General features: G+C 71.2%; 11 protein-coding genes and 3 pseudogenes. 4 read left to right on the top strand and 10 right to left on the bottom strand.

Annotated elements, in window-relative coordinates; translation table 11 throughout:
* The first annotated feature begins 560 nt into the window (after nucleotides 1-560).
* Nucleotides 561-2,975, top strand: coding sequence for a DEAD/DEAH box helicase (locus tag KBZ10_RS18660; RefSeq protein ID WP_210988784.1), 2,415 nt, complete (start codon nucleotides 561-563; stop codon nucleotides 2,973-2,975).
* 148 nt (nucleotides 2,976-3,123) lie between these two features.
* Nucleotides 3,124-3,456 carry a hypothetical protein gene (locus KBZ10_RS29590; protein ID WP_247702582.1) on the top strand — a complete coding sequence of 111 codons (333 nt, stop codon included), beginning with the start codon at nucleotides 3,124-3,126 and terminating at the stop codon, nucleotides 3,454-3,456.
* 481 nt (nucleotides 3,457-3,937) lie between these two features.
* Here the strand turns inward: KBZ10_RS29590 and KBZ10_RS18645 are convergent, their stop codons facing one another.
* From KBZ10_RS18645 to KBZ10_RS18615, 9 genes and pseudogenes are all read right to left on the bottom strand, one after another.
* Nucleotides 3,938-4,249: a hypothetical protein gene (locus tag KBZ10_RS18645; RefSeq protein ID WP_210988782.1), complete on the bottom strand. Its 312-nt coding sequence runs from the start codon at nucleotides 4,247-4,249 to the stop codon at nucleotides 3,938-3,940.
* A gap of 38 nt (nucleotides 4,250-4,287) precedes the next feature.
* On the bottom strand, nucleotides 4,288-4,908 hold the full coding sequence (locus tag KBZ10_RS18640; RefSeq protein WP_210988781.1) for a hypothetical protein: 621 nt from the start codon (nucleotides 4,906-4,908) through the stop codon (nucleotides 4,288-4,290).
* 70 nt (nucleotides 4,909-4,978) lie between these two features.
* Nucleotides 4,979-5,542, bottom strand: a complete 564-nt coding sequence (locus tag KBZ10_RS18635; RefSeq protein ID WP_210988780.1) for a kinase — start codon at nucleotides 5,540-5,542, stop codon at nucleotides 4,979-4,981.
* Between the two features lie 38 nt (nucleotides 5,543-5,580).
* A pseudogene (locus KBZ10_RS29585) lies at nucleotides 5,581-6,024 on the bottom strand (DUF6042 family protein); the annotation flags it as partial.
* 12 nt (nucleotides 6,025-6,036) lie between these two features.
* Nucleotides 6,037-6,330: a hypothetical protein gene (locus KBZ10_RS29580; RefSeq protein WP_247702580.1), complete on the bottom strand. Its 294-nt coding sequence runs from the start codon at nucleotides 6,328-6,330 to the stop codon at nucleotides 6,037-6,039.
* Between the two features lie 216 nt (nucleotides 6,331-6,546).
* The gene (locus KBZ10_RS18625; RefSeq protein ID WP_210988779.1) at nucleotides 6,547-7,413 is read right to left on the bottom strand and encodes an IS3 family transposase; all 867 of its coding nucleotides are present in this window, start codon (nucleotides 7,411-7,413) and stop codon (nucleotides 6,547-6,549) included.
* A gap of 71 nt (nucleotides 7,414-7,484) precedes the next feature.
* Nucleotides 7,485-7,715 (bottom strand): annotated as a pseudogene (locus KBZ10_RS30610) (transposase); the annotation flags it as partial.
* Between the two features lie 82 nt (nucleotides 7,716-7,797).
* Nucleotides 7,798-8,181, bottom strand: a pseudogene (locus KBZ10_RS29575) (helix-turn-helix domain-containing protein); the annotation flags it as partial.
* 63 nt (nucleotides 8,182-8,244) lie between these two features.
* Entirely contained in the window at nucleotides 8,245-10,365 is a 2,121-nt protein-coding gene (locus KBZ10_RS18615) for a DNA-binding transcriptional regulator (protein ID WP_210988778.1), read from the bottom strand.
* 632 nt (nucleotides 10,366-10,997) lie between these two features.
* On the opposite strand from KBZ10_RS18615, the gene KBZ10_RS18610 reads away from it, so the two are divergent.
* The gene (locus KBZ10_RS18610) at nucleotides 10,998-11,612 is read left to right on the top strand and encodes a TetR/AcrR family transcriptional regulator (RefSeq protein WP_210988777.1); all 615 of its coding nucleotides are present in this window, start codon (nucleotides 10,998-11,000) and stop codon (nucleotides 11,610-11,612) included.
* Here the strand turns inward: KBZ10_RS18610 and KBZ10_RS30340 are convergent.
* Entirely contained in the window at nucleotides 11,579-14,248 is a 2,670-nt protein-coding gene (locus tag KBZ10_RS30340; RefSeq protein WP_210988776.1) for a GH1 family beta-glucosidase, read from the bottom strand. The two genes, KBZ10_RS18610 and KBZ10_RS30340, sit on opposite strands and share 34 nt — an antisense overlap.
* A 451-nt stretch (nucleotides 14,249-14,699) precedes the next feature.
* On the opposite strand from KBZ10_RS30340, the gene KBZ10_RS18600 reads away from it, so the two are divergent.
* The gene (locus KBZ10_RS18600) at nucleotides 14,700-15,320 is read left to right on the top strand and encodes an L-threonylcarbamoyladenylate synthase (protein WP_210988775.1); all 621 of its coding nucleotides are present in this window, start codon (nucleotides 14,700-14,702) and stop codon (nucleotides 15,318-15,320) included.
* Nucleotides 15,321-15,362 lie beyond the last annotated feature (42 nt).

Genomic DNA, 15,362 nt, shown 5'->3' with positions numbered 1-15,362 from the left:
GGGTTATGCAGCGCTGACGCGCTGCATAGAGCACGAATTGCGCAAGCGCAATTCGGATTCCGGCGCAAGCGCCGGAATGGAATTCCGCAAGCGGAATTCAAAAAGCAGGGCAATTCGCGCAAGCGCGAATTGTAAGCACCCGCGCAAGCGCGGGTGCCTGGGCTGGCAGTAAGGGGAGGTGTATCACGCGCGGGTCTGTGTAGGGTTTGGGAATCCCAGCCACCACCCCCCGCAACGGATGTGACGGAGCATCGGCCTGACGGGGGTGCCGGCCACACCGCAGTGACGGGCTCCGCTGCGCTCCGCCCGAACCCCTCCCCCACCCTCGAAACTGCCCCGGCATGTTCACCAATATCCTGCCAGCATGCAGGACAACCAGTCGTTCGTGGGTGAGAACGAGCCACGTATCATCCTGGGGAGCGAAGTTGGCGCGGGTGATGCATCACAGGTTGTTGCTGTGTAGAGTCTGGGATCAGACACCACACCCCCAGCGCCGCGCACTCGCGCCGGGATCCCTTTCTGATTACGCGCCGAATTCCGCGAAGAGGAGAACACGGGGCATGGCCGTGAAACTGCGTGACCATCAGATCGAGGCCGTTGCCGCCATTGTGCGCGGTCTCGATATTCCGCCGGGCGGTATTCCCTGGAACGGACTTCGCGGGCAGGTGCACGCCGCGTGTGGAACGGGAAAAACCATCATCGCGGCGGCGTCGGCCAAGCGCCTTGTTCCCAAGGGCCGCATTCTCGTGCTGGTGCCGACGCTGGACCTTCTGGCGCAGACCGTCCAGGCGTGGCGCGGGGCCGGGCACACGGGGCCGGCGGTTGCAGTGTGCTCGCTCCAGGGCGACCCGGAGTTGTGGAACCTGAAGGTGCGCTCCACCACGAATTCTGTGCAGCTGGCTCTGTGGCACGGATCCGGGCCCGTGACCATCTTCGGGACGTACGCCTCGCTGGGGGTCCTGGCGGAGGCGTTCGAGGGCGCCTACGGGCAGCAGCTGGCCCCGATGGACCTGACGGTGGTCGATGAGGCGCACCGGACTTCCGGCTCGATGGGTAAGGCGTGGGCCGACGTCCACGATCAGGGCGTCATCCCGTCGTACCGCCGGCTGTACCTGACGGCGACGCCGCGGATCTGGGAGGAGCGGCTGAACCGCGAGGTCGCCGAGGGGGTGCGTGACCCGCTGCCTCGGGAGATGGCGGCCTCCATGGACGACGAGAAGGTCTTCGGGCCCGTCCTCTACAAGCTCAGCTTGGCGTCTGCCGTCTCGCGCGGGCTGCTGGCGCGGTACCAGATCATCGTCCTGGAGCTCCAGGACCCGGTGGTCACGCCGGGGCGGCTGATGGGCGAGGACCGGCACACCGAGGAGGTCCGCGGGCAGCGCCTCGGGGCGCTCCAGGCCGCGCTCCTGCACACCATGGCGCAGCACAACCTGCAGACCTGCATCACCTTCCACCACCGGACGATAGAGGCACAGGCGTACGCGGAGGGCCTGGAACGCGTCGCGGCCAAGCTGCACGCAGGCGAGCCCGAGAGGTACCCCGCTCTGATCTGGGCGGACTGGCTGTGTGGGGAGCACCTGCGCGAGCGCCGGCGGGACGTGCTCGCGGGGTTCGGGACCACGGCGCGGCGCGCTGTCCTGTCGAACTGCCGCGTTCTGGGCGAGGGCGTCGACATCCGGGCCGTGGACTCCGTGGCCCTGCTGGACCCCAAGGGGGCGCCGCACGACATCGTCCAGGCCATCGGCCGGGCGCTGCGTCAGAAGCCTGGACAAGGGAAACTCGCCTCGTTGATCGTGCCGGTGTTTCTCCAGCCGGGAGAAAAGCCGGAGGATATGTTTACCTCGGGATCGTATCGGCCTTTGGTGAAGGTCCTTGAGGGATTGCGTGCTCACGATGAAGAGGCGGTCGAGTTGCTCGCGATCCCGCAGGAGCCTCAGAAGGGCGTGGCGCAGCCGTCCGTGAGTATTGGCGCGGTACCCGGGGAAGGTGAGGAAGAATCCCGTCTGCTGCTGCGTTTTGCTGCCCCCAGGGACCCGGTGATGGTCGCGGACTGGGTCAGCTTCAACGTGATCGATACGGAGAAGCAGGACTGGGCGCGCGGCTGGGCGGCGCTCAAGAAGTTCACGGAGCGTGAGCTTCATGCGCGGGTTCCGTACGGGCGCAAGGAGGGGGCGTACCCGCTGGGGCAGTGGGTCGCGGAGCAGCGACGGGCGTACGGGGCGGGGCAGATGAGCGGCCTGCGCGCCCGCCGGCTGGAGAAGCTGGGCATGGTCTGGAGCCTGGCGGATGAGCGGTTCCAGGAGAACCTGGAGGCCGCGAAGGCGTACTACGAGCAGCACTGGACGCTGTGCGCGCCTCGGTCCGCGACGATGCTGGACCGGCCGGTGGGACAGTGGCTGTCCAACCTCCGCCGTCCCGGAGCCCTGGACGGGCACCCGGAGTGGAAGACCGCGCTGGAAGCCGTGGATGAGCACTGGAACCCGGCATGGCCGGCCACCTGGCAACGGCACTACGCCGCACTGCGCGAACTCGTCCGCGAGGAAGAGAGCCCCGCCGACATCGTTCTGCCCGGTGTCACCGTGCACGGGATGGACATCGGGAAGTGGCTGGCCCGGCAGCGGAAGCCCGAGGTGTGGGCGGCCCTGGCCGACGGACAGCGCGAGTGCCTGGAGGCCGTCGGCGTCACCCCGCTCGCCGCTCCGGCTCCGGTGGATCCGGAGGTGTCCGCGAAGCCGTCCACGGCGCCCGTGAGCGCCTTCGAGAGGGGTGTTGCGGCCCTGGCGCAGTACAAGGCCCGCACGGGCTCTGTGAGGGTCCCCAGGAGTCATGTGGAGGTGTTGCCGGATGGGACGGAGGTCAGGCTCGGGGTGTTCCTGTCCAACAGCAAGAGCCGCCGGGCCAAGCTGACCATCGACAAGCTGCGGGCGCTGGCCGGCCTCGGGCTGGAGTGGGCGACCACGGAAGGAGTGGCGTGATGACCGCACCAGAGGAAGAGCGGCGCGTGTAGGACGCTGTGCGGCAACGCGCTCGCGCCAGGGGCTTCGCGGAGGCGGAGGACGTCGTCTCGACTGTGCTTTCCGACCCGGGGGGTGCAGGAGGCGGGGCCGGGTGGAGGCGTCGGAGATGGGGCTCGGCATAGAGCTGTGCACCCGTCTCCAGCAGTTTCAGGACTGCTACGACCAGGCTGTGGCGGAGGGCGACGCGGCCCGGTTCACCGAGGTCTGCGCGGGCAAGCACGGCCGCTGGGTGCGGGTCTGCGTCCTGCCCGACGGACACGAGACCTCGATGGAGGAACCGCACTGGGGCCGCAGCAGTGAGGGCCGGCTGATCGCGTGGGTGGGACAGCGCACCCGACGGCTGGTGAGCAGCGGCGCAGGCCTCTCTCCCCCACCCAGCTCACTCTTTGTCTCGACGCTTGTCCTGGTTCTTGAGATTTCGGCCTGCACCCCTGGGTGACTTCAGGTAGGCGATCTCGTCTTCTGCGACCTGCCACTTGGCGTACACGTACGTGCATGCCCAGATGGAGGCTCCGAGGGCAGTGAGGGTCACGCCCTGAGCTGCCATCAGACGCTTGGTGAGCTTGGAGAGCTTGCCTCCAGTTGACGCGGCCGCGCTCTTGCAGATGCCGACGTGGCCGGTCTCTTGTGAGTGCCGCTGCAGATCTTCGAGACCTTCAGCCTGAAAGGGACACTCCGTGCACGCGTAACTGGTCATCAGTTGATCCCCCAACGGGGTCTAGATTGCCACAGGTTGAGTGCGTCAATGCACCACTTGGCCATCCTCCGGCCCGGAGCCGGCCGGAAGGTAACCGTCGCCCTCCGCAGCAGCGTCGTGCCAAGTCCTACACGCACTGGGGTGCGATGCCCGGGGGTTCTGAGCTGCGGCATCGCACTGGCGTGCGTGGGGCCCTGCGATCTTGGGCCGCTCCCCTGGCGAACTATGTTGCAGCGGGGGCGGGGTCGGTGAACGAAATCGGCTTGCCGGTGGCGTGGGCATAGTCGATTTCCCTGTTCGTGGACTCGCCGATGTACCCGTCAGGGTTGACGACCAGAACCCGGTCTGCCAGGTCGATCTTGCGCAGGTGGAGGGTGTCCAGCGCCGTCTTCTGCTCGTCTGTGATCAACTCGTCTGCTTCGCCTGGCGCAACAACAATGATCCCAGCGAGGGTCAGTTCACGATTCACCGCACGCATCTCGTCCACGAACCGGGTAGAGCCGCAGATGCAGACGATTTCGGGTCGGTCGGGCACAGCTCAGTCCTTCGCTCGAACGGGACACCGCCAGCCGGTCATCCGTCGGTTTGTTCCTTCTCGATCGCATTCATCCTGCGGACCATGTCGATCTGCGCGCGGATCATTGTGTCGAACCGGGCCTCCGGATCGCCGTCGGGTCCGGCGTTCGCAGCCAGCAGCGAGGCGACTTGGCTGGCGAGGACGGTGACCACGTCGGCCGTCCCCACCGGGCCGCGGACCTCGATCAGTTTGCGCACGGCGTCGTCGATGCGGTCCATGGCCTCCTCGCCCTGGAGGAACAACCCGAGCCGGTCGGCGAGGAACATGCGGACGACCGCCACACCGTCGGCCAGGGCGGTGTCCACGTTGTAGTCGGCGCGGGCCTTCTCCGACTCCCTGAGCACGGCCGGAATCGTGTACGTCCGCTGCTCCGGGATGAGGCCCTCCTTGCGCCACTTCGCGTACGGGGTGGGGCCGACGGCGTCACGGCGTGCACGGTGTTCGTTGGTCGGGCGGCCGCCCGCGGTGCGGCAGGCCCGCCCTGCGGCTGTCTTGCAGGTCGGGCATTCGACACGGCGCCTCCACGAGCGCACGAGATCCATCTCGGCGTCGGAGCGGAGGTGGCGTCGCCACTCGCCGCCCCACGGGATGCTCTGCGATCCGTTCTCCACGCCCATTGCCCCCTGGGTCCGCTGGTGTGTGCCGTCGTCGGTACCGTGATGATGACCGTACCTGCGCCGGCGCCCCTCAGCGGTCGATCGGGAGAATGCCGTCCAGTCCGCTCTCGGAGAGGATCTGTTGGACCGTGTCGTCCAGGGTGCTGGCCGCGTCGATAACGGTCTTGAGGCTGTTGGGGAGCAGGTCCTTCTCTCGGTACCAGTCGCGTAGGTGGCCCTCGTTGACGTGCGCGAGGTACTCGGCGTCTGGTTTCGTGGCGTGCCGGAGCGCTGTCTCCTCGAAGGGCACGTGGAGGTAGTAGCACCGTGTGACGCCCTGGTGGGCGGGCACCAGGTTCTGGAGCATCGTGCCGTAGCAGTCGGCGTACGGGATGCCTTCGACGGCGACGTGGAAACCGTGGTCCAGGGCGTAGCGGGCGGTGAGGTCGATCAGGCCGATGTTGGCGCCGCCGGGCCGGTCGCGTTCGCGCAGCACGATGCGGCGCAGGTTGTCCTGGGCGACGGTGGCGAGGTTGCGGCCGGACTTCTCGCGCAGGCCGGCCGCGACGGAGGATTTGCCCGAGGCGCTGTTGCCGCGGAGCACGATTAGGCGCGTTTCGCTGGTCCCCACGGGGCCGTGCGCGGCCTCAGTCATCCGCGGCTGACCTGGATGCGGTTCTCGTGGAAGTGCTCTCAGTCCGTGACCAGGCGGAAGCGGTGGTGGGCCTCCAGGCGCTCCGCGTCGGCCGGTTCCTCGCCGCGCTGGACGCGGGCGTCGCCGGATTTCACGAGTTCCGCGAGAGCGAGCCGGACGTCGTCGACGTCCTGGCCTGTGGCTGCCGCCAGCCGGTCGAGGGAGGTGAGGGTTTCTGTCGGTTCGCCCAGATCGCCGGCCAGGTGGTTGATGAGGGTGTCGAGGAGCGGGCTGGTGCGCGTCGTCCAGCGGATCCCGTCGAGGCGCTCGGTGAGTTCGGGGTCCAGGGGTAGCAGGTCGTCGGGTAGTGGCAGCGCGGTGGGCATGGACCATCGGGTGCCGTCCGGCGTCTCTTCGCGGCGGGCCAGGCCCCACGTCAGGTAGAGCTCGGACAGGTCCCGCACGGTGGTGGGCACCGGGAAGCCGGCTGTTGTCAGCATGGTGCTGAACTGCTCTCAGCGGGCCGCCTCGCAGGCCTCGGGGCCCTCCGGCGCGGCCTTGTAGTCCCATTCCTCATCGGGCCGGGGGAGGGTGAGGGGACCGTCGAGGTTGCCGCCGGTCATGTCCCAGTGTCCGTCGAAGATCTTCCGCAGGAGGTCGTCCGGGGGGCCGGTGAAGCCGGGCTGGGACGCCGTCCCGATCAGCATGGTCAGCGGGAAGCCCTGACGGGGCAGGACGTGCTCCCGGCCCGACACCCGGCAGAGGGCGGCTTCCGGTACACCGCCGACGGGACTCCGGCGTGCGTGCATCCGCACAAGGTGGGGCTGGATCCGGACCGGATCGCGCCGCCGCCGAAGCCGGTCGACAACGTCGCAGCGGAGGTTGTGCCGCGGTGGTGGAGAGGATGGCGGCCTTCGTTCGCCGGTCTGCTGGGCTGCGGGTGGGCCTGCGGTGATTGGTAGTCGGCGTGAGAATGACATGGCCCTGAGCTTGTTTCGCTTTGACGGACACCGTCGGTGTGGTGGTCAGGCTGCGAGGGTGGTCTCGTAGTCGGCGGGTGTGCGGTAGCCGGGAGTGCTGTGCAGCGGCTGCAAGGTGTACCAGCTCTCGATCCACTCGGATATCGCGGTGCGAGCGGCAGCCCGGCTGGGCCAGAAACGGGTGTCGGTCAGCTCGTTCTTCAGGGTGGCGAAGAACGACTCGGCCAGCGCGTTGTCCCAGCACTGCCGGGTGCGGCCGGCCGAGAGCCGGACGTCGGACTCCGTTGCCAGGAGGGTGCGTTCACGGCTGGTGTACTGGCAGTCGCGATCCGAGTGGAAGATCACCGGATCGGTCGGGCGACGGGTGCGGCAGGCGGCGCGCAGGGCGTCGGCGACCGGTTCGGTTCGCAGGTGGTCGGCGGTGGCCCAGCCGACGACGTGGCGGGAGGCGGTGTCGATGACGGTGGCCAGGTAGAGCCGGCCCTCCTCGGTGGCGATGGAGGTGGTGTCGCCGCACCAGCGGGTGTCGGTCGCGGTCGGGTCGGGCTGGAAGTCGCGGAGGACCAGGTCGGGGCGGGTGGCCGCGTGCGGGTCGGGGATGGTGGTGCGGTGCCGGCGTCTTCGGTGCCGGCCGGCCAGTCCGGCCAGGCGCATGAGCCGGGCCACCCTGCGGCGTCCGCAGGCGGTGGCCTCGCGCTGGAGCACGGCGTGGACGCGCGGGGCCCCGTAGGTTCCGCGGGACTGCTCGTGCACGGCTGTGATCCGCTGCGTCAGCTCGGTGTCCCGCACCACGCGGGGTCCTGGGGTGCCGGTGCGGCGGGCGCAGAAGGCGGCTCTGGAGACCTTGAGCAGTTCACACGCTCGCTTGACGTTGTGACCGCCCTGCTTCTCCGCCTCGATGAACGGGTGCACCGTCGCCGGGTCTCCTTCGCGAAGAAAGCCGTGGCCCGTTTGAGGATCTCCACGTCCTCCCGCTGTCTGCGGTTCTCCCGCCGCAGTGCGGCCAGTTCCTCGCGTTCACCGCTGGTCAGGCCGTCCCGTTCGCCGGCGTCGGCCTCGGCTTGCTTGGCCCAGTCGCGCACCGCGGTCTCGGTCAGGTCGAAGTCCTTGGCGACCTGACCGACTGAGCGGTCACCCCGTCGGCACAGCTCGGCGATCTCGGCCCTGGACTCCGGCGTGAACGAGTGGTGAGGGCGAGGCTTCTTCTTCCCCATGCTTTCCATGATGGACATCATCCTTCCGGGGCCGAAGCCCCTGATCTCTGATGTCCGTCAAAGCGAATCAAGCCCAGTAGTGCCACTGGCCGCGTGTGCCGTCGGTGCGGTTGCGGCGGATCTCCCGGCTGATCGTGGACGGGCTTCGGCCCAGCTCTGCAGCGATCGCCCCGACCGTGGCCTTCTCACGTAGCCGGTCGGCGATGTGGATCCGCTCGTCCTCGGACAGATACCGCGGCGAGCCGGAAGCCGGTACCACCGGATTGATCGGTGGTACCGGCTTCCGGCTCCGTTCCCCGGAGGGGCCGTTGCGCCACTTCCGGCCGGTCCGCGCAGCGATGCCGACGATCCGGCATGCCTCGGCGTTGCTGTATCCCTGCTGCACGAGCCGGGAGTATGCCTCCCGTTCCCGGGACAGTTTCTTACGCCCCTGTGGAGTCCGGTCCCCTCGGATCTTTAAGTCCATCCCGCCCCTTGGACTGGGGTGTTGCAACGGCCACCAGCCGAATACGCCGCATGAGATGGCCTGTTACTCGCCTTCGTCCATCACGGCGTCGCCGCCTTTGATGTGGCGGGCCGGGTTGAGGCCCTGCTCCATCAGGTCGACCGCCCACAGCATCGACTGGACGCCTTCGAGCTTGGCCAGGCCCGGCGTGGGCCCGAGGCGGAAGGCGCCGGGGATCGGCTTGCCGGAGGTGCTGTAGGGCAGGAAGTCCAGCGGTGAGCGGCCCGGTGAGGGGTAGACGACGCAGTCGGAGAGGACGGCGAGCGGGTAGAGGCCTGTCATCTTGGCCATGTTGGCCATCTTGCGGTGCATGTTGACCCGTGCCTTGGAGATGACGGCGGCGCGGATGTCGGGGCGCCAGGTGGGGCGCTGCAGGGCCGGCCACCGCTGGCCGTCCTGGTAGTGGCGTCCCTGCGGGCGTTCGCGGAGTTTGCCGACGCCGCCTTTGATGGTGGCCTTGATGGCGGTGAGGACGGCTGCGAGGGCGGGGTCGGTGTCCTTGTGTCGTTCCATTGCCGCCAGGAATGCGGTGTCGGAGAGGTCTTTGGTGATGCCGAGGTCGGCGAGGGTGTCGAGGTAGGCGGTCTTGAGGCGGTCGTGCCAGGGGTCGAGGTAGGCGCCGGTCTCGTGGCGCAGGTAGGCCTCGGTGGGGTGGACGTTGTGGCCGAGTTCCTGGGCGTAGGCGACGGTGTGGGTCTGGTACCAGGCCGGCCCCTGGGGGCGTTCGCCGGTGGGTGTGAAGGGTGAGGGGAGGCGGGGGTCGAGGTCGATGTGGGAGAGGTCCACCCGCCAGGAGCCGGGGATTTTCTTGTCGAACTGTGGTCGTGTCACGTGTTCGGGGGCGGAGAGGCCGACGGTCAGGCGGGCGGCGGCCGCGAGGAAGGCGGTGTTGAGGTCCAGGCCGATGGCGCAGGGCAGCAGGCATTCCTCGTCGGACAGCAGGTGGGGGTCGCGGACCCATTGGTAGGCTTCTTCGTCCAGGAAGCCTCCCGTCCAGTTGGAGTGGGCGACGACGGGGTGTTCGGGGGTGGCCTCCGGCGGTGCCGGGTCGAGCGGTTCGGTGCCCAGTGAGCCGGGGTTGTGCCCGGGTACCCAGTTTCCGGTCGCCGGGTCCTGCACCGCGCGGGTGGGGGGGCGCAGCGCGGTCATCAGTTCCAGGCCGGAGACGGCGGTGGAGCCGCGGGGGGTGATGACGCGCTGGGCGTAGAGGCCGAGGACGCGGGCGATGTCGGCCGGCTCCATGTCGGTGACGCCGGGCCAGGAGCGGGCGTCGAGGGCGTCCCAGGACAGGACGGCGAGTTGCACGCACTGCCGCTGACCGGCTTGGGCGGGGCGGTAGATGCGTGCCCAGGGGCCGAACCCGCGCTGGGTGAGCTTCCATTTGGCCTTCGTCAGCTGCTGGACGACCGGGTGGTCTTCTGGGAGGCGCAGGGAGCGGCGCTGCTCGTGGCCGTCCAGGTGTTCGGGCAGTCCGAGCTTCACGGCGGCGGCGGCGGTGAGGACGATCAGCGGGTCGGAGTCCTTGCCGTGGCGGTGCAGTTTCGGCGTGCCGAGACGGGATGCGTGCAGCGTCCACTCCACCAGGTCCGCCATCGTGGTGGCGGGGCAGTCCAGCACGGTGCCGTCCGTGGCGTAGGCGGATCCGTCGCCGTCCAGGACTGCGAGGGGGCCGTGCTGGTACGGGGCGGTGGTGGTGTTCGGCTCGAGGTGTTTGCGGGCCGGTCGGCGCGGTGCCGTGGCCGGGCGGGCCGTGGCGCGCTCGGGGGCCGGTGTGGCCGGGGCCGGGGGGGTGGTGGGTGTTTCCGGTGGGGCGGGGGCTGTTGGGGGGTCGGCAGGGCGGGTGGTGCCGGGCCGGGCCGGCTCCTGTGCGGCTGCCGGGGCGGGGGTGGTGCCGTGGGGTGGGTATTTCGCCGCCCAGCCTTTCAGCAGCCGCTGGTAGGCCTCCAGGCGTGGTGGTTTGGGTTCGGTGCGGCCGTTCTCCCAGTTCTTGACCGTCTGCGTCGTCGACTTCAGGGCTTGGGCCAGGCGGGCCTGGGTGATGCCGGCGGCTTCCCGCAGCCGGGCCCGCTCTGCTGGAGGCGGCAGTTGCGGTTCCTCCTCCAGCAGGGCGTCGACGGACGCGAACAGCTCTTCCTCGGATGCCATGTGTTTCTCCCTCCGCCCCGGACCCTAGCAGGATTTAACTCCGGAATTAGCTTTGTTTTTATCCTTGTCGGGGGGTGGGTCGTGGGCGTGTGGGGCCGTGGGGCGGCGGGCCCCTTGCGCGGCGCGAGTCCTCCCGAGCATCTGTGGGGCGGGGGTGAGGGCTCCGGCAGGCGGCGTACCAGCCGCGGAGGGGCCGCACGGCCGGAGAAGGTGAGTGCGCCGGCCTGCTCGGCGACCGCGCCTGCCGGCGGGCGCGGGTGCGGGTGCGGGTGCGGGTGCGGGTGCGGGCAGCGGAACCGCCGGAGCCGGTGACTCGGTCACCCGGGGCGCCCGGCGTCTGCCGTGCCGGCGAGGCGGCGGACGCACCGGCCGTGCACGCGGCCCGGCGGCGCGCGGGCGGGGCAGGCGGGACGCTCCGCCGCTGCGCGAGCCCGTACGGCCGCCGGCTCCTGGCCGGGCCGCTGCGTGGCCGGTGGCTTCCGCCGTCGTCCCGGCGGGAGTCACCGGCGGAGGCGCACACCGCCGGGGCCGTGCGTGGCCGCGGCTGCGGTGGCTTCCCGCGGCCATCGGCGCGGAAGAGCGGTCCGGAAGCCGTTTCCCGGGACGCCGTGGGCACTCGGTAGGCTGGGCGGGTGCCGAAGCTGGTGGACCGCGAGCGGCGGCGGGCGGAACTGCTCGCGGCCACCTGGCGGGTGGTCCGCGCCCGCGGCGTGGAGGGCACCACCACCCGGGCCATCGCCGAGGAGGCCGGATGCTCGCTGAGCGTCCTGGCCCATTTCCTCGGCGGCAAGGACGACATCCTCGTCGCGGCCCAGACGGCCGTCTACCAGCGCATCATCACCCGCGCGTTCGGGCTCGGCGGCGACCTGTGCGGCCTCGCCGCGCTGCGCGCCGCCCTGGAGGCCGTGCTTCCCCTGGACGAGGAGCGGACCGCCGACGCGCACGTCAACGTGGCCTTCGCCGGGGCGGCGCTGTCCAGCCCCCGGCTGGCCGCGGCGCGGCGGGACTCCCACCGCGTGATCCGGGAGCTGCTGCGCGTCTGCCTGCGGGAGGCGCGTGAGGGCGGTGAGCTGCGCCCCGGGGTGGGGGAGGAGGACGTGATCGACGACTTCATCATCTTCGTCGAGGGCAGCACGCTGCTGAGCCTCGTCGACGGCTGGGCCGAGGAGGGCCGCGGTGCGCGTCTGTCGCGCCTGGCCACGGCTTTCGTCGGTCAGCTCGGGGCGGTGGGGCCGCCGGCGGTCTGAGGCCGGTCCGGGGCCGGCGCCGGCGGCTGTGCGGCGATCACGTCCCGGTACCAGTACCAGGAGTCCTTGCGCGTCCGCCGCAGGGTCGCGCGGTCGACGTGGACGAGGCCGAACCGCTCGTCGTAGCCGGCGGCCCACTCGAAGTTGTCGAACGCCGACCACACGTAGTAGCCGCGCACGTCGACCCCGGCGGCGACCGCGTCGGCCACGGCCCGCAGGTGCCCGTCCAGATACGCGATCCGGCGGGGGTCGGCCACCCGTCCGCGGGCGCCGGGGGCGGCGTCGTGGAAGGAGGCGCCGTTCTCGGTGACGACGACGGGGGGCAGGCCCGGGTAGCGGTCGCGCAGTTCCCGCAGGACGGCGGTGAGCGCGGACGGCACGATGGCCCAGCCGAAGTCGGTGCGCTGGGCGCCGGCGGCCGGCACGGGCGCGAACGGCAGGCCTGCGGGGATGTCGACCTCCAGCACCCCGCGGTAGTCCCTGCCCTCGCGCGGCGCCTCGATCACGGTGGGCTCGTAGTAGTTGACACCGTAGAAGTCGAGCGGTGCGCTGATCAGCTGCAGGTCCTGCGCGAGCTGCGGTTCCGCGGTGCCGGTGGCGGCCCGGATCAGCTCGCCGGGGTAGTCACCGCGCAGGATCGGGTCGGAGAAGGCCCAGTTCACCAGGTCCGCGAAGCGTGCGGCCGCTTCGGTGTCGGCCGGGCCGCCGCCGGCCGGGGAGACGGGGACGTGCTGGTTCGCCACACCGGTGCGGGCCGCCCCGTGGGCGCGCAGCGCCTGCACGGCGAGGCCGTGGGCGAGGAGCTGGTGGTGGGCGGCGGGCAGGGCGGCCAGGCCGAGTCCCCGGGCGGGCGCGTGGGCGGTCAGCGCGTAGCCGTAGAGGGTGTGGACGTTCATCTCGTTCATCGTGATCCAGTCGTGCACCCGGTCGCCGAGCCGCTCGGCCACGGCGGTCGCGTAGCGGGCGAGCGCGTGGGCGGTGTCGCGGTTCATCCAGCCGCCCGCGTCCTCCAGTTCCTGGGGCAGGTCCCAGTGGTAGAGGGTGGGCACCGGGCGGACACCGGCTTCCAGCAGGCGGTCCACCAGGCGGTCGTAGAAGTCCAGTCCCCGGGGGTTGACGGTGCCGCCGCCGGGCATCACCCGGGGCCAGGACAGGGAGAAGCGGTAGTCGTGGACGCCGGCCTCCGCGATGTGCGCCACGTCCTCCTCGTAGCGGTGGTAGTGGTCGATGGCGGTACGGGCGTCCTCACCGTGGCGGACGGTGCCGGGGCGTGCGGTGAAGGTGTCCCAGATGCCGGGTCCTTTGCCGTCGAGGTCGGCGGCGCCCTCGATCTGGTACGCCGAGGTCGCCATCCCGAAGCGGAAACCCGGCGGGAGCCGGGGCGGTGATGGGGGCACGGGGAGTCCTTCCGGAAGGGGTGGGGGGCGGGTTCCGGGCACGGCCGGCGGCCGGACATCGCGCAGCCGCGGCAGGCAGGCAAGCGCCGGCAGAGCGAGGGCCGCCGTCACGAGGTAGAGCGTCCGGTAGCCGCCGGGCCCGGTCACCAGGGGGGCCGCCAGGACGGGAGCGAGCAACTGCGGCAGGGTGCCGGCGATGTTGGCGATGCCCAGCAGCGTCGCGCGGTTCTCCGCGTCGGGCAGCACCTGCGTGATGACGGCCAGGTCGACCGCGACGAAGAAGCCCCAGCCGGCGCCGGCCAGGACCGCGGCGGCCAGGGCAGCGGGCACCGCCGGCAGCAGCGCCATCAGCACCGCACCGCAGGCCAGGAGTGCCGCGCCGGCGGCGATGAAGGGGCGGCGCCGGCGCAGCCGGTCCGACAGCACACCTCCGGCGGCGGCGCACACCCCCGCGACGGTGACGTTGAGGAGGGTCACGGTCAGCACGAGCGTGCCGGGGTCGCCGGCGCCGACGGCGTCGTCGAGGTAGTAGTACAGGTAGAGCAGCATCAGCGCGTTGACCAGGTTCAGCAGGAAGCGGATCAGCCAGGCCCAGCCGAACTGCCCGCCCGGGCGCAGCAGAACCGCCCGCCGGGGTCCGCGGGCCCGGGCCCGCGGCGGCGGGCCGGACGCGGCCGGTTCGCGGTGGAGGAGGAGCAGGCTCACCGCGAGGGCGGGCACGGCGAGGGCCAGCGCCGCATACCCCAGGGCTCCCTCGCCCAGGGCCACCGCGACGGCGGTGCCGAGGACGACGCCCGCGATCTGCGCGACGCCGAAGAGGGCGCCGACCGTGCCGCGCTGCCCGCCGGGCACCCGGTCGCCGAGCAGTGCGGCCAGCGCGGCCAGGGGGCCGTTCAGGCCCACCTGCACCAGGACCCAGCCGGTCGTCATGCCGGTGGCCGAGGCGGCGTGCGCGAGCACCAGCAGCCCGAGCATGCCGATGCCGGTCCCGGCCACGAGCACCGGCCTGCGCCGGCCCCAGCGGGAGCGCAGCCGGTCGGAGACCGCGCCCCAGAGGGGCGTGGCGGCCAGGGACGCCGCGGCCCCGTATCCGGTGACCAGGGCCAGCAGTGCTTCCTTGCCGTCCGGGCCCGCCAGGCGCCCGGCCTGGGCCGGCAGCAGGATCTGGATCGGGCCGAACCAGCCCGCCGCCACCCCGGCCATCGCCAGCACATAGGCGGCCACCCACCGGGGTCCCACCCGGGGCGGGACGCTCTCCCCGGCCGCGGACACCACGGGCGTCCCCCACGCGGCCTCTCCCGCGGGTCCTTCCCCGGAGGGAGCCCCTCGCCTGAGCATGCCCCCCCCTCACCCGGCCCGCCCCTTGGTCGATCATATGATCCATCAAAAGGCCAGCGTAGGGCCGCAGACCGGGCCCGGCCAGAGAGCGGTACCGGTCTGTTCCGGAAGGGCTGCCGCTTTCCCGCGCGCCGGCGTCGACCGGGCCGCGGTGCACCGGCCGGCGCGGGACGGGACCGCGCACCCGCCCGGGCCCCGGCCGCGCACCGGGACGGAAGCCGGCCTTCGCACTCCCCCCGCGCACCGGCCGGCCCCGCCGCCGCAAGCCCCCCGGGGCAGCCGGCCGGGGCAGCAGCCGGCCGGGGCAGCAGCCGGCCGGAACACACGCGTTCCGGTCACGTAGGGTCGGCGCATGGCGAAGTACTTCGATGTACACCCCGACAACCCCCAGCAGCGCACCCTCACCACGGTGGCCGGCAGCATCCGCTCCGGCGCGCTCATCGCCTACCCGACGGACTCCTGTTTCGCCCTGGGATGCCAGCTGGGCAACCGCGACGGCATCAGCCGGATGCGGTCGATCCGCCACCTCGACGACCGCCACCACTTCACCCTGGTCTGCCGGGACTTCGCGCAGCTGAGCCAGTTCGTCCGCGTCGACAACACCGTCTTCCGCACGATCAAGGCGGCCACACCGGGGAGCTACACCTTCATCCTCCCCGCCACGAAGGAAGTGCCGCGCCTGCTGCTGCACCCGAAGAAGAAAACGGTCGGGGTCCGCATCCCCGACCACGTCGTCACCCAGGCCCTCGTCGCCGAACTCGGAGAACCCCTGCTGTCGACCACTCTCCTCCTGCCCGGCGAGGACGAGCCGCTGACCCAGGGCTGGGAGATCAAGGAACGGCTCGACCACGTGGTGGACGCCGTGGTCGACTCCGGCGACTGCGGCACCGAACCGACCACGGTCATCGACTTCTCCGACGGCGCGGCCCAGATCGTACGCCGCGGAGCCGGCGACCCCGCGCGCTTCGCGTAGCCGCACGGGCGGCCGGCGGCGAGCGGCCGGCGGGAGCGGAAG

Origin of the sequence: Streptomyces sp. F63 (assembly GCF_018070345.1) — a bacterium.
Lineage (GTDB): Bacteria > Actinomycetota > Actinomycetes > Streptomycetales > Streptomycetaceae > Streptomyces.
This window is presented reverse-complemented; position numbering and strand designations above follow the sequence as displayed.